Genomic DNA, 21,605 nt, shown 5'->3' on the forward strand with positions numbered 1-21,605 from the left:
GCTTAGGTATTAATTAAGCTAGGGTTATTTGGAATTTTATTCCCATTCTATAGTTGCAGGTGGCTTACTAGAAATATCATAAACTACTCTATTAATTCCATTAACTTCGTTTATAATTCTTCTACTTACATTCTCTAATAATTCATAAGGTAAATGAGAAAATGTAGCTGTCATACCATCACTTGCATCAACTGCTCTTAAAGCTATCGCGTTATCATAGGTTCTATTATCACCCATTACTCCAACGCTTCTTACATTTAATAATACGCAAAATGCTTGCCAAGTTTTATCATAATAACCATTTGCTTTAAGCTCTTGAATGAAAATATCATCAGCTTCTTTTAAGATATTTAGGCTTTCTTCATTTACTTCACCCATAATTCTAATTGCAAGTCCTGGACCTGGGAAAGGATGGCGATATACTAAGTCTTTAGTAAGACCTAATTCAAGTCCAAGCAATCTTACTTCGTCTTTAAATATTTCTTTTAAAGGTTCAACTAATTTTAAATTCATCTTTTCAGGTAAGCCACCTACATTGTGATGGCTCTTAATTGTTTTTGAGCTACCTACAACGCTACTTTCAATAATATCAGTATATAAAGTGCCTTGAGCTAAAAATTCAACACCTTCTTGTTTTTTTGCAAAATCTTCAAATATTTCAATGAAGGTATTTCCGATAATTTTACGCTTAGTTTCTGGGTCTGTTACACCTTTTAATTTTTTTAAGAAAATTTCTCTTGCATCAATAGTATTTAATTCTATTCCGAATTTTAATTTAAGCATACTTTCTACTTGCTCTTTTTCATTTTTTCTAAGCAATCCAGTATCAACAAAAACTAAAATAGTTTGTTCTTTAATAGCACTAGCAAGCAATGCAGCCACAACGCTACTATCTACACCACCACTAATTGCACAAAGAACCTTTTTATCTCCAACTTGCTCTTTAATTTTTTCAATTTGTGTCTTAGCAAATGAACCCATATTCCAAACGCTTTCGCAATTGCAAACATATTTTGCAAAGTTTTTAAGAATATTTTTACCAAATTCACTATGTTGAACTTCAGGATGAAATTGTAAGGCATACATTTTTTTCTCATCATTACCATATACACAAAATGGACTATTATCACTAACAGCAATAGTTTTAAATCCTACTGGTAAATTCTCAACCTTATCAGAATGGCTCATCCAAACCACTTGAGATTTAGGTAAGTTTTTAAATAAACAACTATCTTCTTGAATGCTAATTTTAGCTTTACCATATTCTTTATGCCCTGCAGGTGCAACAACTGCTCCAAAATGATGAGCCATTAACTGCATTCCATAACAAATCCCTAAAATCGGCAAACCTAAATCAAAAATTTCTTTATCGCAAAAATAAGCATCATTTGCATAAACACTAGCAGGACCACCACTTAAAATAATACCTTTAGGCTCATAATTTTTAATATCATTCGCACTAATATTAAATGGTAAAATAAGTGTATAAACTCCTTGCTCTCTAAGTCTTCTAGCAATAAGTTGGGTATATTGCGACCCAAAGTCAAGCACTAAAATATCTGCTTTTTCCATTAATTTCCTTTCCTAATATAAATCAAAATATTCAAATTGTAACCACCAAACAATAACACTTAGAACATAACCTAATAAAACAGTCCAAGCATATTTCATATGAGAGCCAAAGGTATAAATTCCACGCATTTTTCCCATTACTCCAACCCCAGCAGCAGAACCAAAACTAATTAATGAGCCACCTATTCCAGCTGTTAAGGTTACTAAAAGCCAATCATCTATATTCATATTTGGATTTGCTTTTAAAACCGCACTCATTACAGGCACATTATCAACTACCGCACTTAAAAATCCAACTCCAATATTTGTGCTCATAACTCCAGCAAAATCATATAATCTTGAAGCATAAGCTAGCCAACCTGCAAAATGAAGCGCTCCAACAGCGGCTAAAATACCGAAGAAAAACAACAATGTATCCATTTCAATTTTAGTCATATATGAAAATATATTTATATCTTTTTTGCCACGAGCGACATTAAATCTATAAGTATAAAGACTTAAAAGTGATAAGCCAAACATCATTCCCCACATAGCAGGTAAGCCAAATAATGAGTGCATTAAAACTGCACTAAAAATCGTTAAAGCACCTAAGAAAATAATGATTTTTCCACCATCTTTTATACGCTCAACTTTTAAAGATTTTTCATCAAAATTAGGTTTTACATTTGGAACAAATTTACTTAATAAAAACGCAGTAAGCCACCAACCAAGGAAACTAGCAGGAAATAATGCGAAAAAGTCTATAAAAGGACTTTTACCAGCAGTCCAAACCATAAGAGTTGTAATATCTCCAAAAGGACTCCAAGCTCCACCTGCATTTGCAGCTACAACTATATTTATAGCACCAGGAACTAAAAATTCCTTTTTTTGATTGTCAATTGTAAGTAAAACGGTTGAAAGAATTAAAGCCGTAGTTAAATTATCAGCAACAGGAGATATGAAAAATGCTAAAAGCCCAGTTAGCCAAAATAATTTTCTATAAGTATATCCCTTTGTTACAAGCTTATATTTTAAGGTATTAAATACATTACGCTCAATTAAAGCTTCAATATAAGTCATAGCAACCATTAAGAAAAACACTATTTCAGCAATCTCTTCTATTAAATCCTTTACTTCATGTTCTAATGGCTCTGTGCTTTTTCCATTTAGACACAAATAAAGCCCTAAAATAATAAACATTAAAGTTCCAATAAATATTGCAGGTTTTGTTTTGTTTATATGATATTTATCTTCAGCTGCGATAAAATAGTAACCGATGATAAATATCACTAAACATAAAATTCCCGCCCATGAAAATGTAATTTCCATAAAAGCTCCTTTTAAAAAAATGATAGATATTATTTACTCTAATTCAACAAAGGGTAATTTTTGCGTTTGCGTTGACTTGTTATTATAATAACTTGGGTCGCTTTTATACCCACAAGCAGAAAACAACAAGGCAGCAAGTAAAACAATATGGTGGAATTTAAAAACATTGAAAATATTCATAATATTCTTTCTTCTCATAATAAAAACCTTTTATTTTTAAAGATTAATAAGCAATTAAAATTATTTATTTTAAGTATGCCACCTGACCTTAAATATAAATTAACTCAAAAAGGTGTAGTTTGTGATGTATTTAAAAAATATAATAAAAATTGCTTTAGGATTAGAGTTTATCATCCGACTTTAGCACAAGATTTAAGAAATGATTCAACTATAAAAACATTAAAAGAACATATTAAAATATATAAAAGAATTAATCCAAAGGACGCTGCTATTTTAAATCTATTTGAAGAAGAAATTATAATTAATTCCAATGCTATTTTAAAAGCATATATTGATTATGAAAAATCAAAACAACCAAAAATATTTTTAAAAGATTTAATGTGTGAGAATTTTCAAAATCTAGCGATATATGAAGAACAAAAAATATTAATCAATAATCTAAAAGAAAGTATCAAAAAAACAAATGCAAAAATCAAATCTCTTAGACAAAATTAAATCATTACCAAATTCTTCTGGAGTTTATAGATATTATCATAATAATACCTTGCTTTATGTAGGTAAAGCAAAAGATTTAAAAAAAAGAGTTAAAAGCTATTTTGCCTTTACTCCAAGCCTTAGAGCAAATCCTAAAAACTCTCCTAGAATTATAAAATTAATTGAAGAAGCAAATAATTTAGAATATACCGCTACAAATAGTGAATTAGACGCACTGATTTTAGAAAATTCATTAATTAAACAAATGCGACCAAAATATAATATTTTATTAAGAGATGATAAGACTTATCCATATATTTGCTGTGATTTAAAAGAGACTTATCCAAGATTTGAGATAACTAGAAAGGTTAAAAAAGACCCACTGACTAAATATTATGGGCCTTATGCTAGTGGGGCTAAGGATTTATTAGAAGCATTGTATTTATGTTATCCATTAAGACAAATGAAAAGCTGTAAAAAAAGATGTATATTTTATGATATGTCAAGATGTTTAGCTCCTTGTGAGTTTAGTGTTAAAGATGAATATGAAAATATCTTAAAACAAGCCTTACAAGCTCTTAAAAATCCAAAACAAATGCTACAAATTTTAAATGAAAAAATGTTTAGATATGCTGATAATGAAAACTACGAAGAAGCGGCAAAAATAAGAGATATGATAAATCATATAAAGAATTTAAATCAAGAAATTGAAGTGGATTTAGCAAAAGATGTTAGTTTTGATGTATTTGCAATAACCAATAATAATGAATTCTTATCAAGCACTAGATTAGTGATAAATCACGGAAAAGTAATAAGCGTAATAAATGAAAAAATATCTAATAAAGAAGGTGATTTTTTAACCCAATTAATACTAGCAAATTATAAAGAAGGAATAATTCCTATTAATATTTATATAGAAAATCACAATGAAAATATAGAACTCTTAGAAGAATACTTAAGCAATCTTGCAAATCATAAAGTAAATATAAAAATAGCAAAAACTTTAGAGATAAAAAAACTAATTCAATTAGCTAAAAACAATGCTTTAATAAATCTTGAAAAGACTGAAAATAATATAGCAAATAAATTAAAAAGCTTTTTTAATCTTAGCAATACTCCTTATAATATTGAAGTATTTGATAATTCACATTTTCAAGGTCAAGCAATAATCGGAGCTTTAATTAGTTATGATGTGTTTTCTAATAGTTTTAATAAAAATAATTATAAAAGATTTAATCTTACTAGCAATAACGATTATGAACAAATGAGAGAAATGCTTACTAGAAGGATAAATTCTTTTGATAAATCAGCCTGTCCTGATTTGTGGATTATAGATGGTGGAAAGGCTTTATTAGATTTAGCAAACGAGCTTTTAGCTCAAAATGAAATCAATTTAGATGTAATTGCAATTTCTAAAGAAAAATTAAATCATTTAGCACATAGAGCAAAAGGTGCTGCTAGGGATAAAATACATTTTAAGGATAAGGAATTTAATCTTAAAACAAGTGATGAAATATTGCAATTTATTCAAAAACTAAGAGATGAAGCTCATAGATTTGCAATTACTTGCCATCAAAACGCAAAAAGAAAGCAAGATATAAAATCATCAAAATTAGAGCAAATTGGAATTTCAAAAGCTAGTATCGTAAAATTATTAAAATACTTTGAAAATTATGAAAATATATACAATGCAAGTTATGATGAAATAGCAAAAGTGACAAATAAAAATGTAGCAACGAAAATTAGCCAAATTATTAAGTAATCATTTAATTTAATAGACATAATTATGCTCTAAATTATATAAAGGATTGTTGTGTTCCCAAGCTTGTTTAATATATTATTATGTGCTATTTTAATAGCAAGTTTATTTATAGAAAACCTATTAAATCAAACAATTTTTACAATTATTCTAGCAATAATTTTGATATTTAATGCTGTTAGTTTTATGGCTGCATTAATTAGAAAAAAAAGTGCTAACCAAAAAATAAATATTTTAAAAGAAATTTTAAAAAGTTTAGGTGCTAATAGCGATAACTTAGATTTGAATAAGAATTTAAGATTAATCGTTGATGAGGTTGGTAAAATCAAACAAAAAATGATGGCTTTGCAAAATCACAACGAATTTTTACATAAGCATTTAATTGATAATGCTAAACAATTAAAGAATATAAATGCCGTGTTATCTTATACAAATGATAAGAATTTAAATCAAATTAAAGAATTAATAGAAAAGCATAATGAAGATAATATTCAAAATATATACTCTTTAACAAAAACTACAATTACATACGAAACTAATTACGATAATTTTGATAATGAGTTAAATCCTAATTTTGCAAGTGCAAAAATAGCTATTTTAAATAATGATTTATTAGAAAACTTTTTGCTAGAAACATTACTAAATCAATACGGAATTAGTGTTGATTTTTATACAAAAATTAATGATTTTTCAAATTATGCCTGCGTTATAGCTGATGAAAATTTTAATTATAAAGAAAAAAATACAATTATCTTAAGTGAAAATTGCAATAAAGATAGTTTTTTAAAAAGACCTTTTAATAAAAATAAATTAAAAAATATTTTAGTAACAATACTAAATGATTATAAGAGTGATATGAATACAACAAATTATCAAAACGATGTATTAATATTGCTTAGTTCTGATATGCAAAGTGATTATTTATATCATATCGCAAATAAACACGCAAAATTGAATAAAAAAGTAGATAGTATAAGTTCATTTAAAGATGAACTAAAAAATAATTATAAAATCATTGCCATTGGATATGAGGCTATTTTATTTGATTATGAAAGTTTAGTTAGCAATATTAATCAAGTAAAAAGCGAAAATCCAAATACTTTTATAATGTTATTTTTAGGCAATAAACACGCTAAAAAGAATTTAGATTTTGCAGATTTGATTATTAAAGATGCTACAGAAACACAAATTGCAGAAGTAATGAAGAAATATTTATGATTAGATACTTGCTTTTTAAATACCTAAGATTTGATAAATCAATGCCATTTATTATGATTACTAAGCTACTTGCTTTTATCGGAGTAGCTTTAGGAGTTTGTGTTTTAATAATAACTATGGCAGTAATGAATGGAATGAATAAAAGCTTTATTGATAAATTACTTACTATGAATTATCCAATTACTTTATATCCTAAAACCACATTAATTGATGAAGAATTAATAAATGAATTAAGTAAAAATTATAAAATCAGTCCTTTTATTCAAACACAAGCCGCTATTAAATATGGTAATGAAATGAGAGGTGCTATAATTTTTGGGATTGATTTTGAAAAAGAAAAAGAAGTAAATAAAATTTTTAAAGATTATTATTTAAATTCTAATTTGAAATTCCCCGCAATTTTAGGCAATTTACTAGCTTCAAGATTAGAAGTTAATAAAGAAGATAAAATACATATAATTTTTACAAATCTTAATGCAAATGCTTTTAGTATTACACCTAATATAAAAAGTTTTTATGTAAATAATACTTTTCATTCAGGTCTAAATGCTTATGATTCATCATATGTGTATGTAGATATTAAAGATTTACAAAAGGTATTAAAAAATAATGAGATTACAGGCATTCACATAGATACTGCAAACCCTAAAGAAGAAATTAAAAAATTAAATGAAAAATACAAAAATAATTATTTTTTAGTTGGCTGGTGGGAGCAAAACGGCAATATTTTAAGTGCAATTGACTTAGAAAAAAAAGCATTATTTTTTATTTTAATGATGATAGTAATTATTGCTAGTTTAAACATAATTACTTCTTTATTTATGATAGTTTTAAATAGAAGAAATGAAATAGCCCTACTTTTAGCGTTAGGAACAAGCAAAAGCGAAATACAAAAATCATTTTTTACCATTGGTTGTTTTATAGGATTTATCGGAATTATTTTTGGTTGTTTATTAGGATTTTTTGGACTTTGGTTTTTAGATACTTTTGATATTATTTCTTTACCAGCTGATGTTTATGGTAGTTCAAAATTACCTATTAACTTAAGTATAAGTGATTTTTGCTTTATTATTTTAGGTGCTAGTTTAATAGTAGTGTTATCATCACTTTATCCAGCATATAAAGCAAGTAAAATTGATGTATTAAAAACTTTAAGAAATGAATAAAAAGGAGTTGTGTTATGCAAATGTTTAAAAAAGAAGATATGAGAAAAGTTGTAGAATTTTTTACTGCTAATATTTATAGGTATTTTTATGATATAGATTTTGAATTTTGTCTTACTTATATCAAAAGCCCTGATGAAGAGCATAGAAAAGTAATTGCTAGTATTTTAAGAAAAACTGATTGTGTATTTGAACTAGATAGTGGAATAATAATATTATTTTCTGGAACAAGTAAAGAAAAAACACAAATAATAAGTAATGAAATATATGATTTTTTAAATACTAAAGCAAGAGATTGTGTAGCTTTTTATCCTTATGATGGAGATAATTTTGATGATTTAATGTTAAGATTAAATAATCTTACTACTAAAAACTATAAAGTAAATATCTTAGATGAATCAAATTAAACATATCATTGATTTATTAAAGCAAGGAAGAAATGTATTTTTAACAGGTGGTGCAGGAGTTGGAAAATCCTACACCATAGAAAAAATAATAAAAAGTGAAGCTTTTAAAACCATAGTCTTAGCAAGCACTGCACTTGCTGCTATTAATATTGGCGGAGACACTGTTCATAGATTTTTTAAACTAAGACTTGCAAAAAACATTAATGAGCTAAAAACAAGTAAAGATGATTTAATGGCTTTAAATAAGTCTTTATCAAATATAGATTTAATAATAATTGATGAAATTTCAATGATTAGTAGTGATGTTTTTGATATGATTTATTCAAGGCTTTTTGGTTATAGCAATATAAAATTACTAATAGTTGGAGATTTTTATCAACTCGAACCTGTAAAATCCGATGGAAATTATGCTTTTTGCTCTAAATATTGGAATGAATGTAATTTTAAGGTGATTGAGTTAATTACCCAGCACAGAATGGAAGATAAGGAATTTTATGAAAATCTAAGAAGTATTAGGATTGGCAATATAACTAATACTTGCATAGAGTATTTTAAAAAGTATAAAATTCAAGATGATATAAATAATTATGATGATTATACAATTATTTGTGGCACCAATGAAGAAGCAAAAAATATAAATAATGCTAAACTTAAAAAAATTGATGATGAAGAATATGTTTTTAACTCAAGTATTAAAAAAAATACAGAATTAAATGAAGAACAAGAAAAAGAATTTAAACAATGGCTAAAAGCTCAACCAATTGAAGAAGAATTTATTTTTAAAATTGGAGCTAAAGTTATTTTTACTTATAATTCTGATAATTATTATAATGGAATGCAAGGAGAAATAATTGCGTGGGATAAAAGTGAGCAGGAATTAAAGATTAAATCTAATAGAATGATTTATTCAGTTTACCCTAAAGAATTTTTATACTTTAATGACCCTGAAATAGCAGCTAGCTATAGGGTTAATCCTAATTTAGTTGATACCAAGCCTGATGCTATATTAAAAGCATTCCCGCTAAAATTATCATATGCTATTACTATACATAAAAGTCAAGGAATGAGTATTGATAAGTTAATTTGCAAATGCGATAGGATTTTTGCACAAGGTCAGCTATATGTTGCATTATCAAGAAGTTCAAATCCTAATAATTTTAAAATTATTTTTAATGGAAGTGATAAATCGTATGAGAATTTGTTTAGACTAAAGGCAAAGACAAATCAAGTGGTAAAGACATTTTATCAATTTTGCGATAAGGAACAATTATGAAAAAAATAATGCTAATATTTTTTAGTATTTTTGCATTTGCAAATAGTATAGAAATTAATAATTTTGAGACCGATTTGTATTCAAAATCAAACGGGCTTAAAAAAATTACTTTAAGTTTAAAAATCATAGGAGATAATGTTAATAACGAAAATGATTATATACAAGATAGTATTAATATGGTGATTTCTAGCTATTATTACGAAGATTTATTTACAGAACTTGGTAAGGAAAATCTCAAAAAAACCATAATAAAGTACGCAGGTAAAAAATACTCTGTAAATATTGATGATATATTAATCATAAATCTAAAAAGCAAAGATAGTGCAGAAGCAATAAAAGAGATATTAAAAGACGCAAATTTAATATAAAAATTAATAAATAAGTTCATAAATTTTAGAACTTATTTAAAATTATTATCATAAATTATTAGCTAAATCTTTATCTTGAGAGTATTTAATATAACCCAAAACAAAAGCTAAAATAATTATTAAAATTACGAAAAATAAAATATTTAAAAAAGAATTTAAAAAAACAATAGGAAATTTAATAAACAAAAAGCTCATATAATTAGTAAAAAAAGCTTCGTAAAAATCCACACATAAAAAATATAATAAAATAGCTGGCAATAAGCCTATTTTAAACATAGAAAAAATCTGATTTTTATTTTGTATATTTTTATATTCTATTTTTAAAAATTGTTGATAGGCTAGTTTGATTAAATACATAAACACAAATGATAAAAGAATTTGAATTGAAACATTTGAAGCAATATAATCAGACAAATATTTAAAAAACATCAAAAAAGACATATAAGAAATGATATATCCATCAATCTTAGAAATAACCTTTAGCATAACTTTTCCTTTTAATAGAATTTAAAATAAGAATTTTAAATTCTTATTTTAAATCTTATCTTACTGATATTTTATCAAATCATTAAATCCAGCTTCGCTAAAGCCTTTTAGTCTTAATTGGCAAGATTCACATTTACCACAAGCTAAATTATTACTATCATAACAACTATAACTAAGCTCTAAAGGTGCTTTTAGGCTCATTCCAAGTTTTACTATTTCTGATTTTTTTAGCTTGATTAAAGGAGTAATTATTTTAATATCTTCTCCACTACCTTCTTTTATAAACGAAGAGGTTTTTTCAACGAAATCTAAAGTAGTATCAGGATAATTACTAGAATCCTCACTAACTAAGCCTGTATAAATCGCACTAGCATTAAATCTTTGTGCAACAGCAGCAGCAATACTATAAAAAATCCCATTTCTAAAAGGCACATAAGTATTTGGTAATTTACCATTTTTACCTAATTCATCTTTTGGAATTTCTAAACTCATATCAGTTAAACTAGAGCCACCAATTTGTTTGAAAAAATCCATATCCACAACTAATTTTTCTATATTATAAAACTTGCAAATTTCATTAAAAGCTTGCAATTCTCTTTGCTCTGTTCTTTGACTATAATTAAAATGAAGGGCTATTACTTTATAGCCTTCATTTATAGCACAAGCAGTGCTAACGCAGCTATCTAGCCCTCCACTTAAAATACTTATAGCGATTTTACTCACTTATATTCCTTTACAAATTCTGCGATTTTTTCTATACCTTCTATGATATTTTCCATTGAAGTTGCATAAGAAATTCTAAAATACCCACTCATGCCAAATCCACTTCCTGGCACGCAAGCTACTTTTTTATCATCTAAAAGCTTAGCACAAAACTCAACATCATCAGGATTAATACTAGAGCAATCAATAAATAAATAAAACGCCCCGCTAGGTTTTACGCTTAATTTAAGCCCATTAATGCTATTAATCATTTCACAAGCTTTATCTCTTCTTTTTTTGAATTCTTTTTTCATCATCTCAATATCTTTATCAATCTCTCCAACTAAAGCAGGAACTGCAGCAGCTTGAGTTATGCTACAAATATTACTTGTGCATTGACCTTGAAGATTTTTCATTAATTTATTTAATTCTTTATTTTTACTAGCACTATAACCAAATCTATATCCTGGCATTGCAGCACATTTGCTAAGTCCATTTATTGTAACCGTGCGTTTTAGTGCATCTTCGCTTAAACTTGCAAACGCTACAAATTCTCCATCATAAACTAATTTTTCATACATTTCATCAGCTAATACAACAATACTAGTGCCTTCTAAAACTTTAGCTAATGCCATTAATTCATCTTTTGAATATAAAGCTCCACTAGGATTACTAGGATTATTTAATATTAATATTTTCGTTTTAGGTGTAATTGCAGCTTTTAATTCATCAGCACTGATTTTAAAATCTTTTTTAGGAGTTACAATCACAGGAACTCCACCTGAATACTTAACTTGCTCTGGATAAGTTACCCAATAAGGAGCTGGGATTATTACTTCATCACCATCACAAACAAGTGCTTGAATTGCATTAAATAAACTATGTTTAGCTCCAACATTTGCTATTACTTCACTTATCTCATAATCTAAATTATGGTCTTTTTTAAGCTTAGTGCAAATTGCTTTTAAAACTTCAGTAGTTCCAGATACTGGAGTGTATTTTCCGCATCCATCATTTATCGCTTTAATAGCTGCATTTTTTACAACTTGCGGAGTATCAAAGTCAGGCTCTCCTGCACTAAAACTAATAACTCTTACACCTTGCTCTTTTAGTAATTTTGCCTTAGCTGTAATTGCTAAAGTTATTGATTCTTCCAAACCTTTAATTTTTTCTGAAAATTGCATATTCTCTCCTTTTAAATTTTCTTTAAATATCCATTATCGTGCATAAATATGAAAAGCTCACCTAAAATATGTTTTTTAGTTTTTTCATTTATTAATTCCGAAGAATTTATTTTATCTTGAATTTTTTCATCAATTTCACGAATATCGTAGTCTAAATCTTCTAAAATATCCCTAATTGATTGACTTTCAATAATACTTTCAATCTCATAACCTTTATCATCAATATCAATACTAACTTGAGTTGGATGGGTAAATAAATTATGCTTCATTCCTAATACTTCTTGATAAGCACCAACTAAGAAAAATCCTAAGAAATAATCTTCTTGCTCTACATCAACATCGTGTAAAAATAAAGGACGCTTAGCAGCATCAAACGATATTTCTCCATCACTATCACAAGTTATATCCCAAATACTAGCTGATCTTGTTGGTTGAGTATCTAATCTATCAAGTGGCATTATAGGAAATTCTTGCCCTAAGCCCCAAAAATCTGGCAAACTTTGAAACATTGAAAAATTGACCAAATATCTTTCTTGAACTTCTTTTTGAGTTCTTAATAAATGTTTTGGACTTAGCATAGAAACTGCTTTTTTACCTATTAAATGAACCAATATTTCAGCATTTGAGCGGTCTTGTAAATCTACATATCCTAAGTCAAATAAAGTTAAAATACTATCTAAATGATCATAACTATCGTGCATATATTCTACTGCATTGCTTGGCTTTATATTTTTGTATAAATCACATAATTCATCTATTAATTGTGGGTTTTTTTCTTTTAACTGCATTTTGCTTTCTGAATATTCTTGAGAAAATAGTTCAAGAACAGGTGCTACTAATACTGCGTGAGAACCGCTTACAAAACGACCACTTTCTATATAAATATTTGGCTCTATTTCTTGTTTTTGTGCTGCAAGAGTTTTTAGAATAAATACAATATCATTTGCATATTCGCTTAAAGTATAGTTTCTTTGAGAAGTCTTTTGAAATTGTGAATACTCAATTGCTAAACCACCACCAATATCAATATTTTCAAGGTTATTTGCACCCATTTTGCGTAATTCAAAATAAATATTTCCTGCTTCACTTAAAGCTTTTTTTAAAGGATGTATTTCATTAATTTGTGAGCCTATATGAAAATGTATCATAGTAAAACAATCTAATAAATCATTTTCTTTTAAAAGTCCTACTGCTTCTATTAATTCAGTTGATGTTAGACCAAATTTTGAATTAATCCCACCACTTTTAGCCCAAGTGCCACTACCTAAAGAATGTAGCCTTACTCTAAGACCGATTTTTGGTTTTATCCCAAAACGCTCTTTTGCTGTTTTGATAATTACTTCAAGCTCATTAATACCTTCAATAGTTAAAGTTATATTATGCCCCATTTCAGCAGCGATAAAGCCCATTGTTATTAGTTCTTTATCTTTAAAGCCATTAACAGTTATTGGAGCATTTTCATTGTTATAAGCCATAGCTAATAATAATTCTCCTTTACTACCAGCTTCAAGACCATAATTTAGATTTTTACCAAGTTTTACAAGACTTTTTACAAAACCAGGAAATTGATTGACTTTTAGTGGATAAACAGCATTAAAACTACCACGATAATCAAATTCTTTAATGGCATTATTAAAATTTATATAGATTTGTTCTATTTGTTTTTTAATCAAATGATTAAATCTTAAAATTATAGGACCTTTATATCCATCATCTAAAAGAGTATTTACTATATCAATAATGGCAGGTTCGCTTCCGTATTTTAAACATACCTTGCCATTTTTAATGATAAAATTATCATCTCCCCAAATATCTATGCCATAATCATTCATAAAATTTCCTTTAATTCATCGTATTTTATACTTTTTTGTTCGCCACTTTCTAAATCTTTAAAAAATACTTCATTTTTACTAGCTTCATCACTACCAATTGCAATAAAGTATTTATAGTTTTGTTTATTTGCTATATTTAAATGTTTTGCTAATTTTTTTGCTTCGTAATTTAGATTAATTGTTTTTCCGTTTTCTCTTAAATTATCAACTAATTTATAAGCAATTGGCAATAATTCTTCATCTAATATACAAAAATAAGTATTTTGTAATTTTTGCTCTATATTTTTACTTCTTAAAATATCCATAACACGCTCAACACCCATAGCAAATCCAACGCCATAGCTTTTAGCTCCGCCTAAATACTCAACCAAATAATCATATCTTCCACCACCAGCTATTGCAGCCTTTGCACCTATTTCGCTACTTTCAAACTCAAATGCTGTTTTTGAATAATAATCAAGCCCGCGAACCAATCTTTCATCAATTACAAAACTAATCTCATTATCTTTTAAAATCTCTTGTAATTTAATAAAATCAGCCCTACTCTCATCGTCTAAAAACTCACTTAATTTAGGAGCGTTTATTAAGTGTTTAGCACATTCATCGTTTTTACAATCTAATACTCTAATAACATTAGTTTGTGTTCTTTTAGCACAATCAGCACAGAATTTAAAACCAGAACTATTTTCAATGTTTGCAATATATTCTCTTAATGCTTTTCTATAGTTTTGAAGGCATTCAGGCGAGCCTAAAGAATTGATTTTTAAAGTATAATTAATATCAAGTTTTTTAAAGATTTTAGCAAGTATCATAATCACACTAGCGTCTTCATAAACATTAGCTATATTAAAACACTCTAAGCCAAATTGATGAAATTCTCTATAACGACCTCTTTGTGGTTTTTCATAGCGAAACATTGAGCCGTGATAAAACCATCTTTTAACAACTCCAGCTTTATCCATCTTATGTTCAATAAAAGCTCTTACAACCCCAGCAGTTCCTTCAGGTCTAAGACATACACTATCCCCGCTTTTATCTAAAAACTCATACATTTCTTTACCAACTATATCGCTACTTTCTCCTACGCTTCTTTTAAAAAGCGGAGTAACTTCTAAATGTGGCACTTCAATATAGCTATAACCATAAGTTTTTGCTACTTCTTCACAAGTTTTTATAATCTTTTCGTAAATTAACGCATCATCATCTAATAAATCATTCATTCCTTTAATTGCATGTATCATTTATATACTCCTTAATCATTGTATTTATTTTATCTATACTAAGACTTGCATCTATTGTAAAAACTTTTAAATTTAAAGCCTTAAAAATCGCTTCATAATTTTCTTGAACTTTTAAAAAATATTCTACGCCTTTTTGCTCTATTTTATCAAGGCTTTTATTATTTAATCTACTTTCTAATAATTCCTTACTGCCTTTAAAAAATATTATATGATTAGGTAAAACATTATTAGTTGCAAATAAATTAAAATCCAATAATTGTTTGTAATCACTATCAACTTCATAAGCTAAATGAGAAAACAAACTCCTATCAGCTATAATAAATTCTTTAGCAAAATCAATTTTTGAAAATAATTCAGCCCTATCAGCTAAAAACAAAAACATTCTAGCCTTTTTACTCATTTCGTCATTTAAAATCAATTCTCTTAATTTTATTCCTAAAGTAGTTTCGCCGGGTTCTTTTACAAAAATCGGCTGGAATTTAAAATAAGAATTTGGTAATTCTTGTAAAAGCTTAATTTGAGTGCTTTTGCCTAGAGTGTCAATTCCTTCAAAAGCGTAATAATTCATTTTAAATCCTTTAAAATACTAGATGGAACTAATTTTGAAATATCTCCACCATGAGCTTTAATGCTTCTTACAATTGAGCTTGAAATAAAGGCATTTTTAAGGCTTGGCATTAAATAAATAGTGTCTATCTCTTCGTTTAATTCAGCATTTGCATAGTGCATTTGTAGCTCGTATTCAAAATCACTCACAGCCCTTAAACCCCTTACAATAGTATATATTTTTTGCTCTTTTGCAAAATCTACTAATAAATTATCAAACCCTATTACTTCTACATTCAATCCACTTGTTGCATTTTTTACTAAATTAATCCTAGTTTCTAAATCATAATCAGGCTTTTTTTTATCATTTTTAGCAACTGCTATTATTAATTTATCAAAAATTTTTAAAGCCCTTTTTATTACATCTAAATGCCCATTTGTTATCGGATCAAATGTGCCTGGATAAATTGCTTTTTTCATTCGCTTTTCCATCTTTTAAATTTTTTATATTCAACTCCAAGCAAATCACACCATTTACCTATTACAAATTCTTTAAAAGAACTCTTAGAATATTTAGCGTAAATTGCAGGGGCTATTATACAGCCTAATTTATTTAATTTTAAAATATTTTTAAGCATTAATTCATTTAATGGCATTTCTCTTGGAGCTATTATGATTTTTCTATTTTCTTTAAGATTTACGGCAAAACTTCTTAGAATTAAAGTATCACTAAAACCATAACTAGCCTTTGCTAAAAAATCACTACTAGCATAATAAAACGCCGCATCAAGCTTAAAGCTTCCACTTGATACAGGTGCAGCTAAATCATCATTTTTTAAAAGAGTAATATTTGTATTTTTAATGTATTTTTTTAATTTTTTATTATTTTCTTCTTTTAAAACCTTTAAAGCACCTTTACTAAGGATCAAATACACTTCATTTTCTTTGCTTAATACCTTAGCTAGTTTTAAAGCCAAATTAACTCCACTAGCTCCATTAATCGCTACTAAAAATCTCATTTTATTAAGACCTGTTTTTCATTAATTATTTCGCCAGTTAGATTGTGTCCTTGAGTGTTTTTAAGGCGAATTCTTTGACCTTTTACTCCACTTTGCAAGGCTATTAAATCAACAAACACACTCAAATCTCCATCATCTAAAATACCAACTACACCATCATCTTTATTGATTAAATAATTTGGCATTAGCATAGAGGTTTTTATAATACTACCTGCTCTTACTTTGCTTTTAAACTTAATACTATTATCAAGTGTTCTTAAAGCATTATAAGGTAATTTTGAAAAATCAATTTTTTCACTTTTTAAATCAAATAGCCCTATTTCTTCATCCTTTAAGACATCTTTTTTTAAAATATAAACCTTAGTAAGAGCTTGTAATTTAAAAGATATTTGCATATCTTTATCATTGCAATTTGCTTTAAAAAATCCTTGTTTGCTAAGATTTGGATATGTAATAATTTTGCAATTATTAATATTAGGATTAAAACTAAGACTTTTTATTTCTAAAAATTCATCTTGTTTTTTCCAATGTTTTAATAATTCATCGCTTAAATTATTAGCAAACAAAACCCCACTTAATACAAATAAACTAAATACTTTGTTCATAAACTCTTACTTTATCGTTTTGTTTAATATCACAATTAATAGGACAAATTATGTAATGAGTGCATTTGTTTAATGGAGTAATTTGTCCGCTACTAAGTTTTGCACTATTAAACGGAACAAAAGTATCATTTATAATATTTCCAATAACTACATTTTCTTTATTATTTTTAATTTTTAAATCCATTGATATAGGATATAAAAAACTTGGCTTTTCATATACAATTCCTTGCATTTTATAAATTAAAGCTCTTGCATAAATTAAAGCCCCAATATAAGCGCTCATAGGATTACCCGGTAAAACCAAAATATATTTATTATCTTTAAAATATAAGCTAACAGGACCTGCAGGTTTCATTTTTACCTTAGTAAAAATAGGCTTAAAACCTAGCTCATCTAAAGCTTTTTTGATAAAGTCAGCATCACCTACACTTGCAGCTCCGATACTTACAACTAAATCAAAATTATCTAAAGCACCTTTTAAAGAATTTAAAACAAACTCATATTCATCTTTTAAAACCCCTAAATAATAAGGTTTAGAAAAACTCTTAAAAGCAGAATAAATTCCATAAGCATTAGAATTATAAACACCAAATCCATTTGAATAAGGCTCAATAATCTCAAGACCACTTGCAAAAATACCAACTTTTATTTCTTTAATAACTTCAATATTAAAAACTCCATTACTAGCTAAAATCATAATAATTTCATCAGTAATTACGCCTTTTTTGATAATTAATTCGCCTTTTTTGTATTCTTCGCCTTCATATCTTATAGCTTCACCTACTTTTAAATTATCACTTGTAGCATACATTAAATCATCTTTAATAATAGAGTTTTCAACCATTAAAACACTATCAGCACCCTTTGGCACTCTTGCACCTGTCATAATCTTTACACATTCGCCACTTTTAATCTCGCATTCATTCATATCTCCTGCAAAAATAGTCTTTAAAACTTTAAGACCATTTTTAAACTCACTAGCCTTTAAAGCATAGCCATCCATTGCAGAATTTGTAAATAAAGGAGCATTGCATTTAGCATAAAAATCATTCGCTAAAACTCTTCCTTTTGCATCAAATAAATTAATAATTTCGGTGCTTTGAGTGTGATTAAGTGATTTTATATTTTCTAACGCTTCATTAATTGTCATTCTTCTTCCTTTAATTCAACTAATTTCGCACCTAATTTACTTAATTTCTCGCACAAATTCTCATATCCACGCTCTAAATGATAAATTCTATGAATATTAGTAGTCCCATTTGCAGCAAGTGCAGCTAAAATTAATGCCGAACTAGCTCTTAAATCAGTTGCCATCACTTCAGTACCTTGTAAATTAGAAGTCTTAACATTGGCAATATGTCCATTTAGCTTGATATTTGCACCCATACGATTTAGCTCACTTACATGCATAAAACGATTTTCAAATAATCTTTCATCAATAATACTTTCTCCATTTGCCTTAAGACATAAAGCCATAAATTGAGCTTGCATATCGGTAGGAAAGCCTGGATATTCGCTAGTTTTGATATTTGCCGCTTTATAATCGCTTGAATATACTTTAATACTATTTTTTAAAGTTTCGTATTTAATCCCCATTTCATCAAATTTTGATAATAATGCACCCAAATGCTCTGGAATTATATTTTTAACTTCTATATTTGATTTTGTAATAGCACCTGCACAAAGATATGTTCCTGCTTCAATTCTATCAGGAATAATCTCGCAAGTAAAATCAGTATTTAATTTGGTTACTCCTGTGATTTCAATAGTATTTGTCCCTATACCTTTTATATTAACACCTGCTTTTACTAAAAACTCGCATAAATTAACGATTTCAGGCTCACAAGCTGCATTTATTATAGTAGTTACACCTTTAGCATAAACTGCTGCTAAAATTGTATTTTCAGTAGCACCAACAGAAATTTTATCAAAATGTATTTTAGCTCCAACCAACTCTCCACTAGCTTTTACATAGCCATCAACTAATTCAATATTAGCACCCATTTTCTCTAAAGCACTTAAGTGCATATCAATTGGGCGTTGTCCTATAGCACAGCCACCTGGTAAAGATACTTCGCAAATTTTAAATCTACTAAGCAAAGGTCCTAAAACCAATATGCTAGCACGCATTTTGCGAACAATATCATAAAGTGCTTTTGTATTAAATACATTGCTTGTATCAATTGTAACGCTATGATTATTTAGTTCATATGTAGCTCCTAAATTCTCAAGCAATCTTAACATAGTCTTAATATCTGATACTAAAGGAAGATTTGTTAAAGTGCATTTTCCTTTAATAAGTAAAGCAGCAGCAAGTAATGGTAAAGCTGCATTTTTAGCTCCACTAATTTCTACGCTACCGCTTAATTTTGCATTACCTTCTATTTTTAAATATTTCATTCATTATCCTTTTGTATGTGAAAACCTGCCCAAGTTTGAGTAACAGGCATTAGTTCTATTCTATTTATATTTACATGGTCTTTTAAATTAATAATACTAATAACTGCATCAGCAATATCTTCTGCATCAAGGTATTTTGTATTTTCATAAACTTTATCAGCTGCAATTTTATCGCCTTTAAAACGCACTTCGCTAAATTCTGTCTTACATAATCCTGGTGCAATATCAGTAATTTTTATATTATTTTTTCTTACATCATTTCTTAATGCGTGACTAAATTGACCTACAAAAGCTTTAGTTCCTGCATATACATTACCACCAAAATAAGGATTATTAGCAGCAACTGAACCAAAATTAAATATGTGTCCGCCGTTTTCAAGCATTCTTGGTAAAATCAAATGAGTTACATATAAAAGCCCTTTTATATTAGTATCAACCATAGTTTCAATATCTGCTAAATCTAATTTATAAAACTCTCCTAAACCTAATGCTAATCCTGCTGAATTAACTAAAACATCAATTTTATTAAAATCATTAGGCAAATTATTTACAACATTTTTTAAAGCATTTATATCTCTTACATCAGCTTCTGCTATATATACATTATTTTTAAATTCATTTTCAAATTCTAATAATTTTTCCTTGCGTCTTGCAAGAACTACTACTTTATAATTATTCTTTAAAAGTCTTTTAGCAGTCGCTTTTCCAAAACCACTACTAGCACCTGTTACAAACGCTGTTTTCATTGTTCTTTCTCCTTTAATCCTAATTTTTTTAAATACTCAATATTTTCTTTATTGTTATAAATCATCGCATAATCTAGTGCATTTAATCCAAAATTATCGCTTATCGTATAATCAGCCTTATTTTCTATAAGCAATTTTAAGGTATTTAAATTCGCTAAAGACGCTGCGTGTATTACTAAAGTCTTTGCAGGATGAATGTAAGAGCAAAAAGAAATATAATAAGGAAGATTTGTTTTTAGCTCTTCTTCACTATCAATTTGTTGTAAATTAAGATTAGCCCCATATTTTATAAGTAATTTTATAGTTTTAATATCACTGATTTCAACTGCATAAAAAATCGCACTTTTACCAAGAGCATTTACATAATTAACATTAGCTTTGTTTTCTAATAAATATTCTAATGCTTCATAATAATCAAGTGCATAAAAAATCGCACTCTCATAACCTGAATTAATATTTGTATTATTTTTAGCTAAAAACTCTATTATTTTCATATCTTTTTTAGCTAATAAAGCTATTTTTAATAAAAAATCTAACTGATAATAATTTGGGCTAATTTCGTTAAGATATGCAATGCTATCTTCTGGATTTTCTATCTTTAAAAATTCAATATAAATATCATCAAGCTTAATAAATTTATTAATAGAGCCAAAAGCCCTCATTCCTAGCCTTTGAGTAAAATTCTCACAAGATTTTTGATAATTTTTAGAAGAAAGCTTTATAAAATGCTCCTTGTTATTGCTACAAAAATTATTTATTTCATTATTAAACTCATCAAATAATCTTTTATTGCCAATGCTTTGATAAGCCCAATATTGAAAATAATCATAATATTTATCATAATCTTTTATAGGATTTTGATAAATATTTTTATCATTATAAGCTTTATTTAGCTCATCTATATAATTATTTAAATTTACAAAATAATCATGTCCGTTACACTCAACATTTCTTCCGCTAATTGTCTCGGCTAATTTAAATACCTTTTCATCACTTAATTCCTTTGAAAAAACAAAAGCACTAATTAATAAAAATACAATCTTTTTCAATACAAATCCTGATAATTTAATAGCCCTAACTTTAACATTTTTAAATAATTATTTGGTATTTTTTCGCACTAGT

General features: G+C 27.3%; 22 protein-coding genes. 7 read left to right on the top strand and 15 right to left on the bottom strand.

Annotated elements, in window-relative coordinates; genetic code table 11:
- Positions 1–36: 36 nt before the first annotated feature.
- Together guaA and nhaD are read right to left on the bottom strand one after the other, a co-directional pair.
- The gene (gene guaA, locus AVBRAN9333_RS04725; RefSeq protein WP_336609520.1) at positions 37–1,572 is read right to left on the bottom strand and encodes a glutamine-hydrolyzing GMP synthase; all 1,536 of its coding nucleotides are present in this window, start codon (positions 1,570–1,572) and stop codon (positions 37–39) included.
- Positions 1,573–1,584: 12 nt separating this feature from the next.
- Positions 1,585–2,880, bottom strand: a complete 1,296-nt coding sequence (gene nhaD / locus AVBRAN9333_RS04730) for a sodium:proton antiporter NhaD (RefSeq protein ID WP_214117550.1) — start codon at positions 2,878–2,880, stop codon at positions 1,585–1,587.
- 147 nt (positions 2,881–3,027) lie between these two features.
- Between nhaD and AVBRAN9333_RS04735 the strand changes: the two genes are divergently transcribed.
- The 7 genes from AVBRAN9333_RS04735 to AVBRAN9333_RS04765 are packed head-to-tail and all read left to right on the top strand — an operon-like array spanning position 3,028 to position 9,722.
- Positions 3,028–3,555, top strand: a complete 528-nt coding sequence (locus tag AVBRAN9333_RS04735; protein ID WP_214117551.1) for a hypothetical protein — start codon at positions 3,028–3,030, stop codon at positions 3,553–3,555.
- On the top strand, positions 3,524–5,296 hold the full coding sequence (gene uvrC, locus AVBRAN9333_RS04740; RefSeq protein ID WP_336609521.1) for an excinuclease ABC subunit UvrC: 1,773 nt from the start codon (positions 3,524–3,526) through the stop codon (positions 5,294–5,296). Before AVBRAN9333_RS04735 ends, uvrC begins: the two co-directional genes overlap by 32 nt.
- A 51-nt stretch (positions 5,297–5,347) precedes the next feature.
- On the top strand, positions 5,348–6,511 hold the full coding sequence (locus AVBRAN9333_RS04745; protein WP_214149969.1) for a hypothetical protein: 1,164 nt from the start codon (positions 5,348–5,350) through the stop codon (positions 6,509–6,511).
- Positions 6,508–7,677 (top strand): ABC transporter permease, encoded by a 1,170-nt coding sequence (locus tag AVBRAN9333_RS04750; RefSeq protein ID WP_336609522.1) that lies wholly within the window; start codon positions 6,508–6,510, stop codon positions 7,675–7,677. The genes AVBRAN9333_RS04745 and AVBRAN9333_RS04750 overlap by 4 nt, the downstream gene beginning before the upstream one ends.
- 14 nt (positions 7,678–7,691) lie before the next feature.
- On the top strand, positions 7,692–8,081 hold the full coding sequence (locus AVBRAN9333_RS04755) for a hypothetical protein (protein ID WP_214117555.1): 390 nt from the start codon (positions 7,692–7,694) through the stop codon (positions 8,079–8,081).
- Positions 8,068–9,354, top strand: coding sequence for an ATP-dependent DNA helicase (locus tag AVBRAN9333_RS04760; RefSeq protein WP_214117556.1), 1,287 nt, complete (start codon positions 8,068–8,070; stop codon positions 9,352–9,354). The genes AVBRAN9333_RS04755 and AVBRAN9333_RS04760 overlap by 14 nt, the downstream gene beginning before the upstream one ends.
- Entirely contained in the window at positions 9,351–9,722 is a 372-nt protein-coding gene (locus AVBRAN9333_RS04765) for a flagellar basal body-associated FliL family protein (RefSeq protein ID WP_214117557.1), read from the top strand. The genes AVBRAN9333_RS04760 and AVBRAN9333_RS04765 overlap by 4 nt, the downstream gene beginning before the upstream one ends.
- 48 nt (positions 9,723–9,770) lie before the next feature.
- Here the strand turns inward: AVBRAN9333_RS04765 and AVBRAN9333_RS04770 are convergent, their stop codons facing one another.
- The 13 genes from AVBRAN9333_RS04770 to AVBRAN9333_RS04830 are packed head-to-tail and all read right to left on the bottom strand — an operon-like array spanning position 9,771 to position 21,532.
- Positions 9,771–10,208, bottom strand: a complete 438-nt coding sequence (locus tag AVBRAN9333_RS04770) for a hypothetical protein (protein ID WP_214117558.1) — start codon at positions 10,206–10,208, stop codon at positions 9,771–9,773.
- 60 nt (positions 10,209–10,268) lie between these two features.
- On the bottom strand, positions 10,269–10,931 hold the full coding sequence (queC, locus tag AVBRAN9333_RS04775) for a 7-cyano-7-deazaguanine synthase QueC (RefSeq protein WP_336609523.1): 663 nt from the start codon (positions 10,929–10,931) through the stop codon (positions 10,269–10,271).
- On the bottom strand, positions 10,928–12,094 hold the full coding sequence (locus AVBRAN9333_RS04780) for a pyridoxal phosphate-dependent aminotransferase (protein WP_336607143.1): 1,167 nt from the start codon (positions 12,092–12,094) through the stop codon (positions 10,928–10,930). Before AVBRAN9333_RS04780 ends, queC begins: the two co-directional genes overlap by 4 nt.
- 11 nt (positions 12,095–12,105) lie before the next feature.
- Positions 12,106–13,926, bottom strand: a complete 1,821-nt coding sequence (gene speA, locus AVBRAN9333_RS04785; protein ID WP_214117561.1) for a biosynthetic arginine decarboxylase — start codon at positions 13,924–13,926, stop codon at positions 12,106–12,108.
- On the bottom strand, positions 13,923–15,167 hold the full coding sequence (gene hisS / locus AVBRAN9333_RS04790; protein ID WP_239803704.1) for a histidine--tRNA ligase: 1,245 nt from the start codon (positions 15,165–15,167) through the stop codon (positions 13,923–13,925). Before hisS ends, speA begins: the two co-directional genes overlap by 4 nt.
- A complete protein-coding gene (tmk, locus tag AVBRAN9333_RS04795) occupies positions 15,151–15,735 on the bottom strand; it encodes a dTMP kinase (RefSeq protein ID WP_239803705.1) in 585 nt (194 codons plus the stop codon). The genes hisS and tmk overlap by 17 nt, the downstream gene beginning before the upstream one ends.
- Positions 15,732–16,193, bottom strand: a complete 462-nt coding sequence (gene coaD, locus AVBRAN9333_RS04800; RefSeq protein ID WP_214120471.1) for a pantetheine-phosphate adenylyltransferase — start codon at positions 16,191–16,193, stop codon at positions 15,732–15,734. The genes tmk and coaD overlap by 4 nt, the downstream gene beginning before the upstream one ends.
- Positions 16,190–16,732 carry a UbiX family flavin prenyltransferase gene (locus AVBRAN9333_RS04805; protein ID WP_214117565.1) on the bottom strand — a complete coding sequence of 181 codons (543 nt, stop codon included), beginning with the start codon at positions 16,730–16,732 and terminating at the stop codon, positions 16,190–16,192. Before AVBRAN9333_RS04805 ends, coaD begins: the two co-directional genes overlap by 4 nt.
- The gene (gene flgA, locus AVBRAN9333_RS04810; protein WP_336609524.1) at positions 16,729–17,337 is read right to left on the bottom strand and encodes a flagellar basal body P-ring formation chaperone FlgA; all 609 of its coding nucleotides are present in this window, start codon (positions 17,335–17,337) and stop codon (positions 16,729–16,731) included. Before flgA ends, AVBRAN9333_RS04805 begins: the two co-directional genes overlap by 4 nt.
- On the bottom strand, positions 17,321–18,487 hold the full coding sequence (locus AVBRAN9333_RS04815) for a molybdopterin molybdotransferase MoeA (RefSeq protein ID WP_336609525.1): 1,167 nt from the start codon (positions 18,485–18,487) through the stop codon (positions 17,321–17,323). Before AVBRAN9333_RS04815 ends, flgA begins: the two co-directional genes overlap by 17 nt.
- Positions 18,484–19,737: a UDP-N-acetylglucosamine 1-carboxyvinyltransferase gene (gene murA / locus AVBRAN9333_RS04820; protein ID WP_336609526.1), complete on the bottom strand. Its 1,254-nt coding sequence runs from the start codon at positions 19,735–19,737 to the stop codon at positions 18,484–18,486. The genes AVBRAN9333_RS04815 and murA overlap by 4 nt, the downstream gene beginning before the upstream one ends.
- Entirely contained in the window at positions 19,734–20,483 is a 750-nt protein-coding gene (locus AVBRAN9333_RS04825; RefSeq protein WP_336609527.1) for an SDR family NAD(P)-dependent oxidoreductase, read from the bottom strand. The genes murA and AVBRAN9333_RS04825 overlap by 4 nt, the downstream gene beginning before the upstream one ends.
- Positions 20,480–21,532, bottom strand: a complete 1,053-nt coding sequence (locus AVBRAN9333_RS04830) for an ankyrin repeat domain-containing protein (protein WP_336609528.1) — start codon at positions 21,530–21,532, stop codon at positions 20,480–20,482. The genes AVBRAN9333_RS04825 and AVBRAN9333_RS04830 overlap by 4 nt, the downstream gene beginning before the upstream one ends.
- Positions 21,533–21,605 lie beyond the last annotated feature (73 nt).

It is taken from the genome of Campylobacter sp. RM9333, assembly GCF_020137705.1.
Classification (GTDB): Bacteria; Campylobacterota; Campylobacteria; order Campylobacterales; family Campylobacteraceae; genus Campylobacter_E.

Coding starts and splice junctions, on each gene's coding strand:
- coaD (WP_214120471.1), bottom strand. CDS start 16,193: ATGAAAAAAGCAATTTATCCAGGCACATTTGATCCGATAACAAATGGG.
- AVBRAN9333_RS04735 (WP_214117551.1), top strand. CDS start 3,028: ATGGTGGAATTTAAAAACATTGAAAATATTCATAATATTCTTTCTTCT.
- nhaD (WP_214117550.1), bottom strand. CDS start 2,880: ATGGAAATTACATTTTCATGGGCGGGAATTTTATGTTTAGTGATATTT.
- AVBRAN9333_RS04780 (WP_336607143.1), bottom strand. CDS start 12,094: ATGCAATTTTCAGAAAAAATTAAAGGTTTGGAAGAATCAATAACTTTA.
- guaA (WP_336609520.1), bottom strand. CDS start 1,572: ATGGAAAAAGCAGATATTTTAGTGCTTGACTTTGGGTCGCAATATACC.
- hisS (WP_239803704.1), bottom strand. CDS start 15,167: ATGATACATGCAATTAAAGGAATGAATGATTTATTAGATGATGATGCG.
- AVBRAN9333_RS04755 (WP_214117555.1), top strand. CDS start 7,692: ATGCAAATGTTTAAAAAAGAAGATATGAGAAAAGTTGTAGAATTTTTT.
- AVBRAN9333_RS04770 (WP_214117558.1), bottom strand. CDS start 10,208: ATGCTAAAGGTTATTTCTAAGATTGATGGATATATCATTTCTTATATG.
- flgA (WP_336609524.1), bottom strand. CDS start 17,337: ATGAACAAAGTATTTAGTTTATTTGTATTAAGTGGGGTTTTGTTTGCT.
- AVBRAN9333_RS04765 (WP_214117557.1), top strand. CDS start 9,351: ATGAAAAAAATAATGCTAATATTTTTTAGTATTTTTGCATTTGCAAAT.
- speA (WP_214117561.1), bottom strand. CDS start 13,926: ATGAATGATTATGGCATAGATATTTGGGGAGATGATAATTTTATCATT.
- murA (WP_336609526.1), bottom strand. CDS start 19,737: ATGAAATATTTAAAAATAGAAGGTAATGCAAAATTAAGCGGTAGCGTA.
- AVBRAN9333_RS04815 (WP_336609525.1), bottom strand. CDS start 18,487: ATGACAATTAATGAAGCGTTAGAAAATATAAAATCACTTAATCACACT.
- AVBRAN9333_RS04760 (WP_214117556.1), top strand. CDS start 8,068: ATGAATCAAATTAAACATATCATTGATTTATTAAAGCAAGGAAGAAAT.
- tmk (WP_239803705.1), bottom strand. CDS start 15,735: ATGAATTATTACGCTTTTGAAGGAATTGACACTCTAGGCAAAAGCACT.
- AVBRAN9333_RS04805 (WP_214117565.1), bottom strand. CDS start 16,732: ATGAGATTTTTAGTAGCGATTAATGGAGCTAGTGGAGTTAATTTGGCT.
- AVBRAN9333_RS04750 (WP_336609522.1), top strand. CDS start 6,508: ATGATTAGATACTTGCTTTTTAAATACCTAAGATTTGATAAATCAATG.
- AVBRAN9333_RS04825 (WP_336609527.1), bottom strand. CDS start 20,483: ATGAAAACAGCGTTTGTAACAGGTGCTAGTAGTGGTTTTGGAAAAGCG.
- uvrC (WP_336609521.1), top strand. CDS start 3,524: ATGCAAAAATCAAATCTCTTAGACAAAATTAAATCATTACCAAATTCT.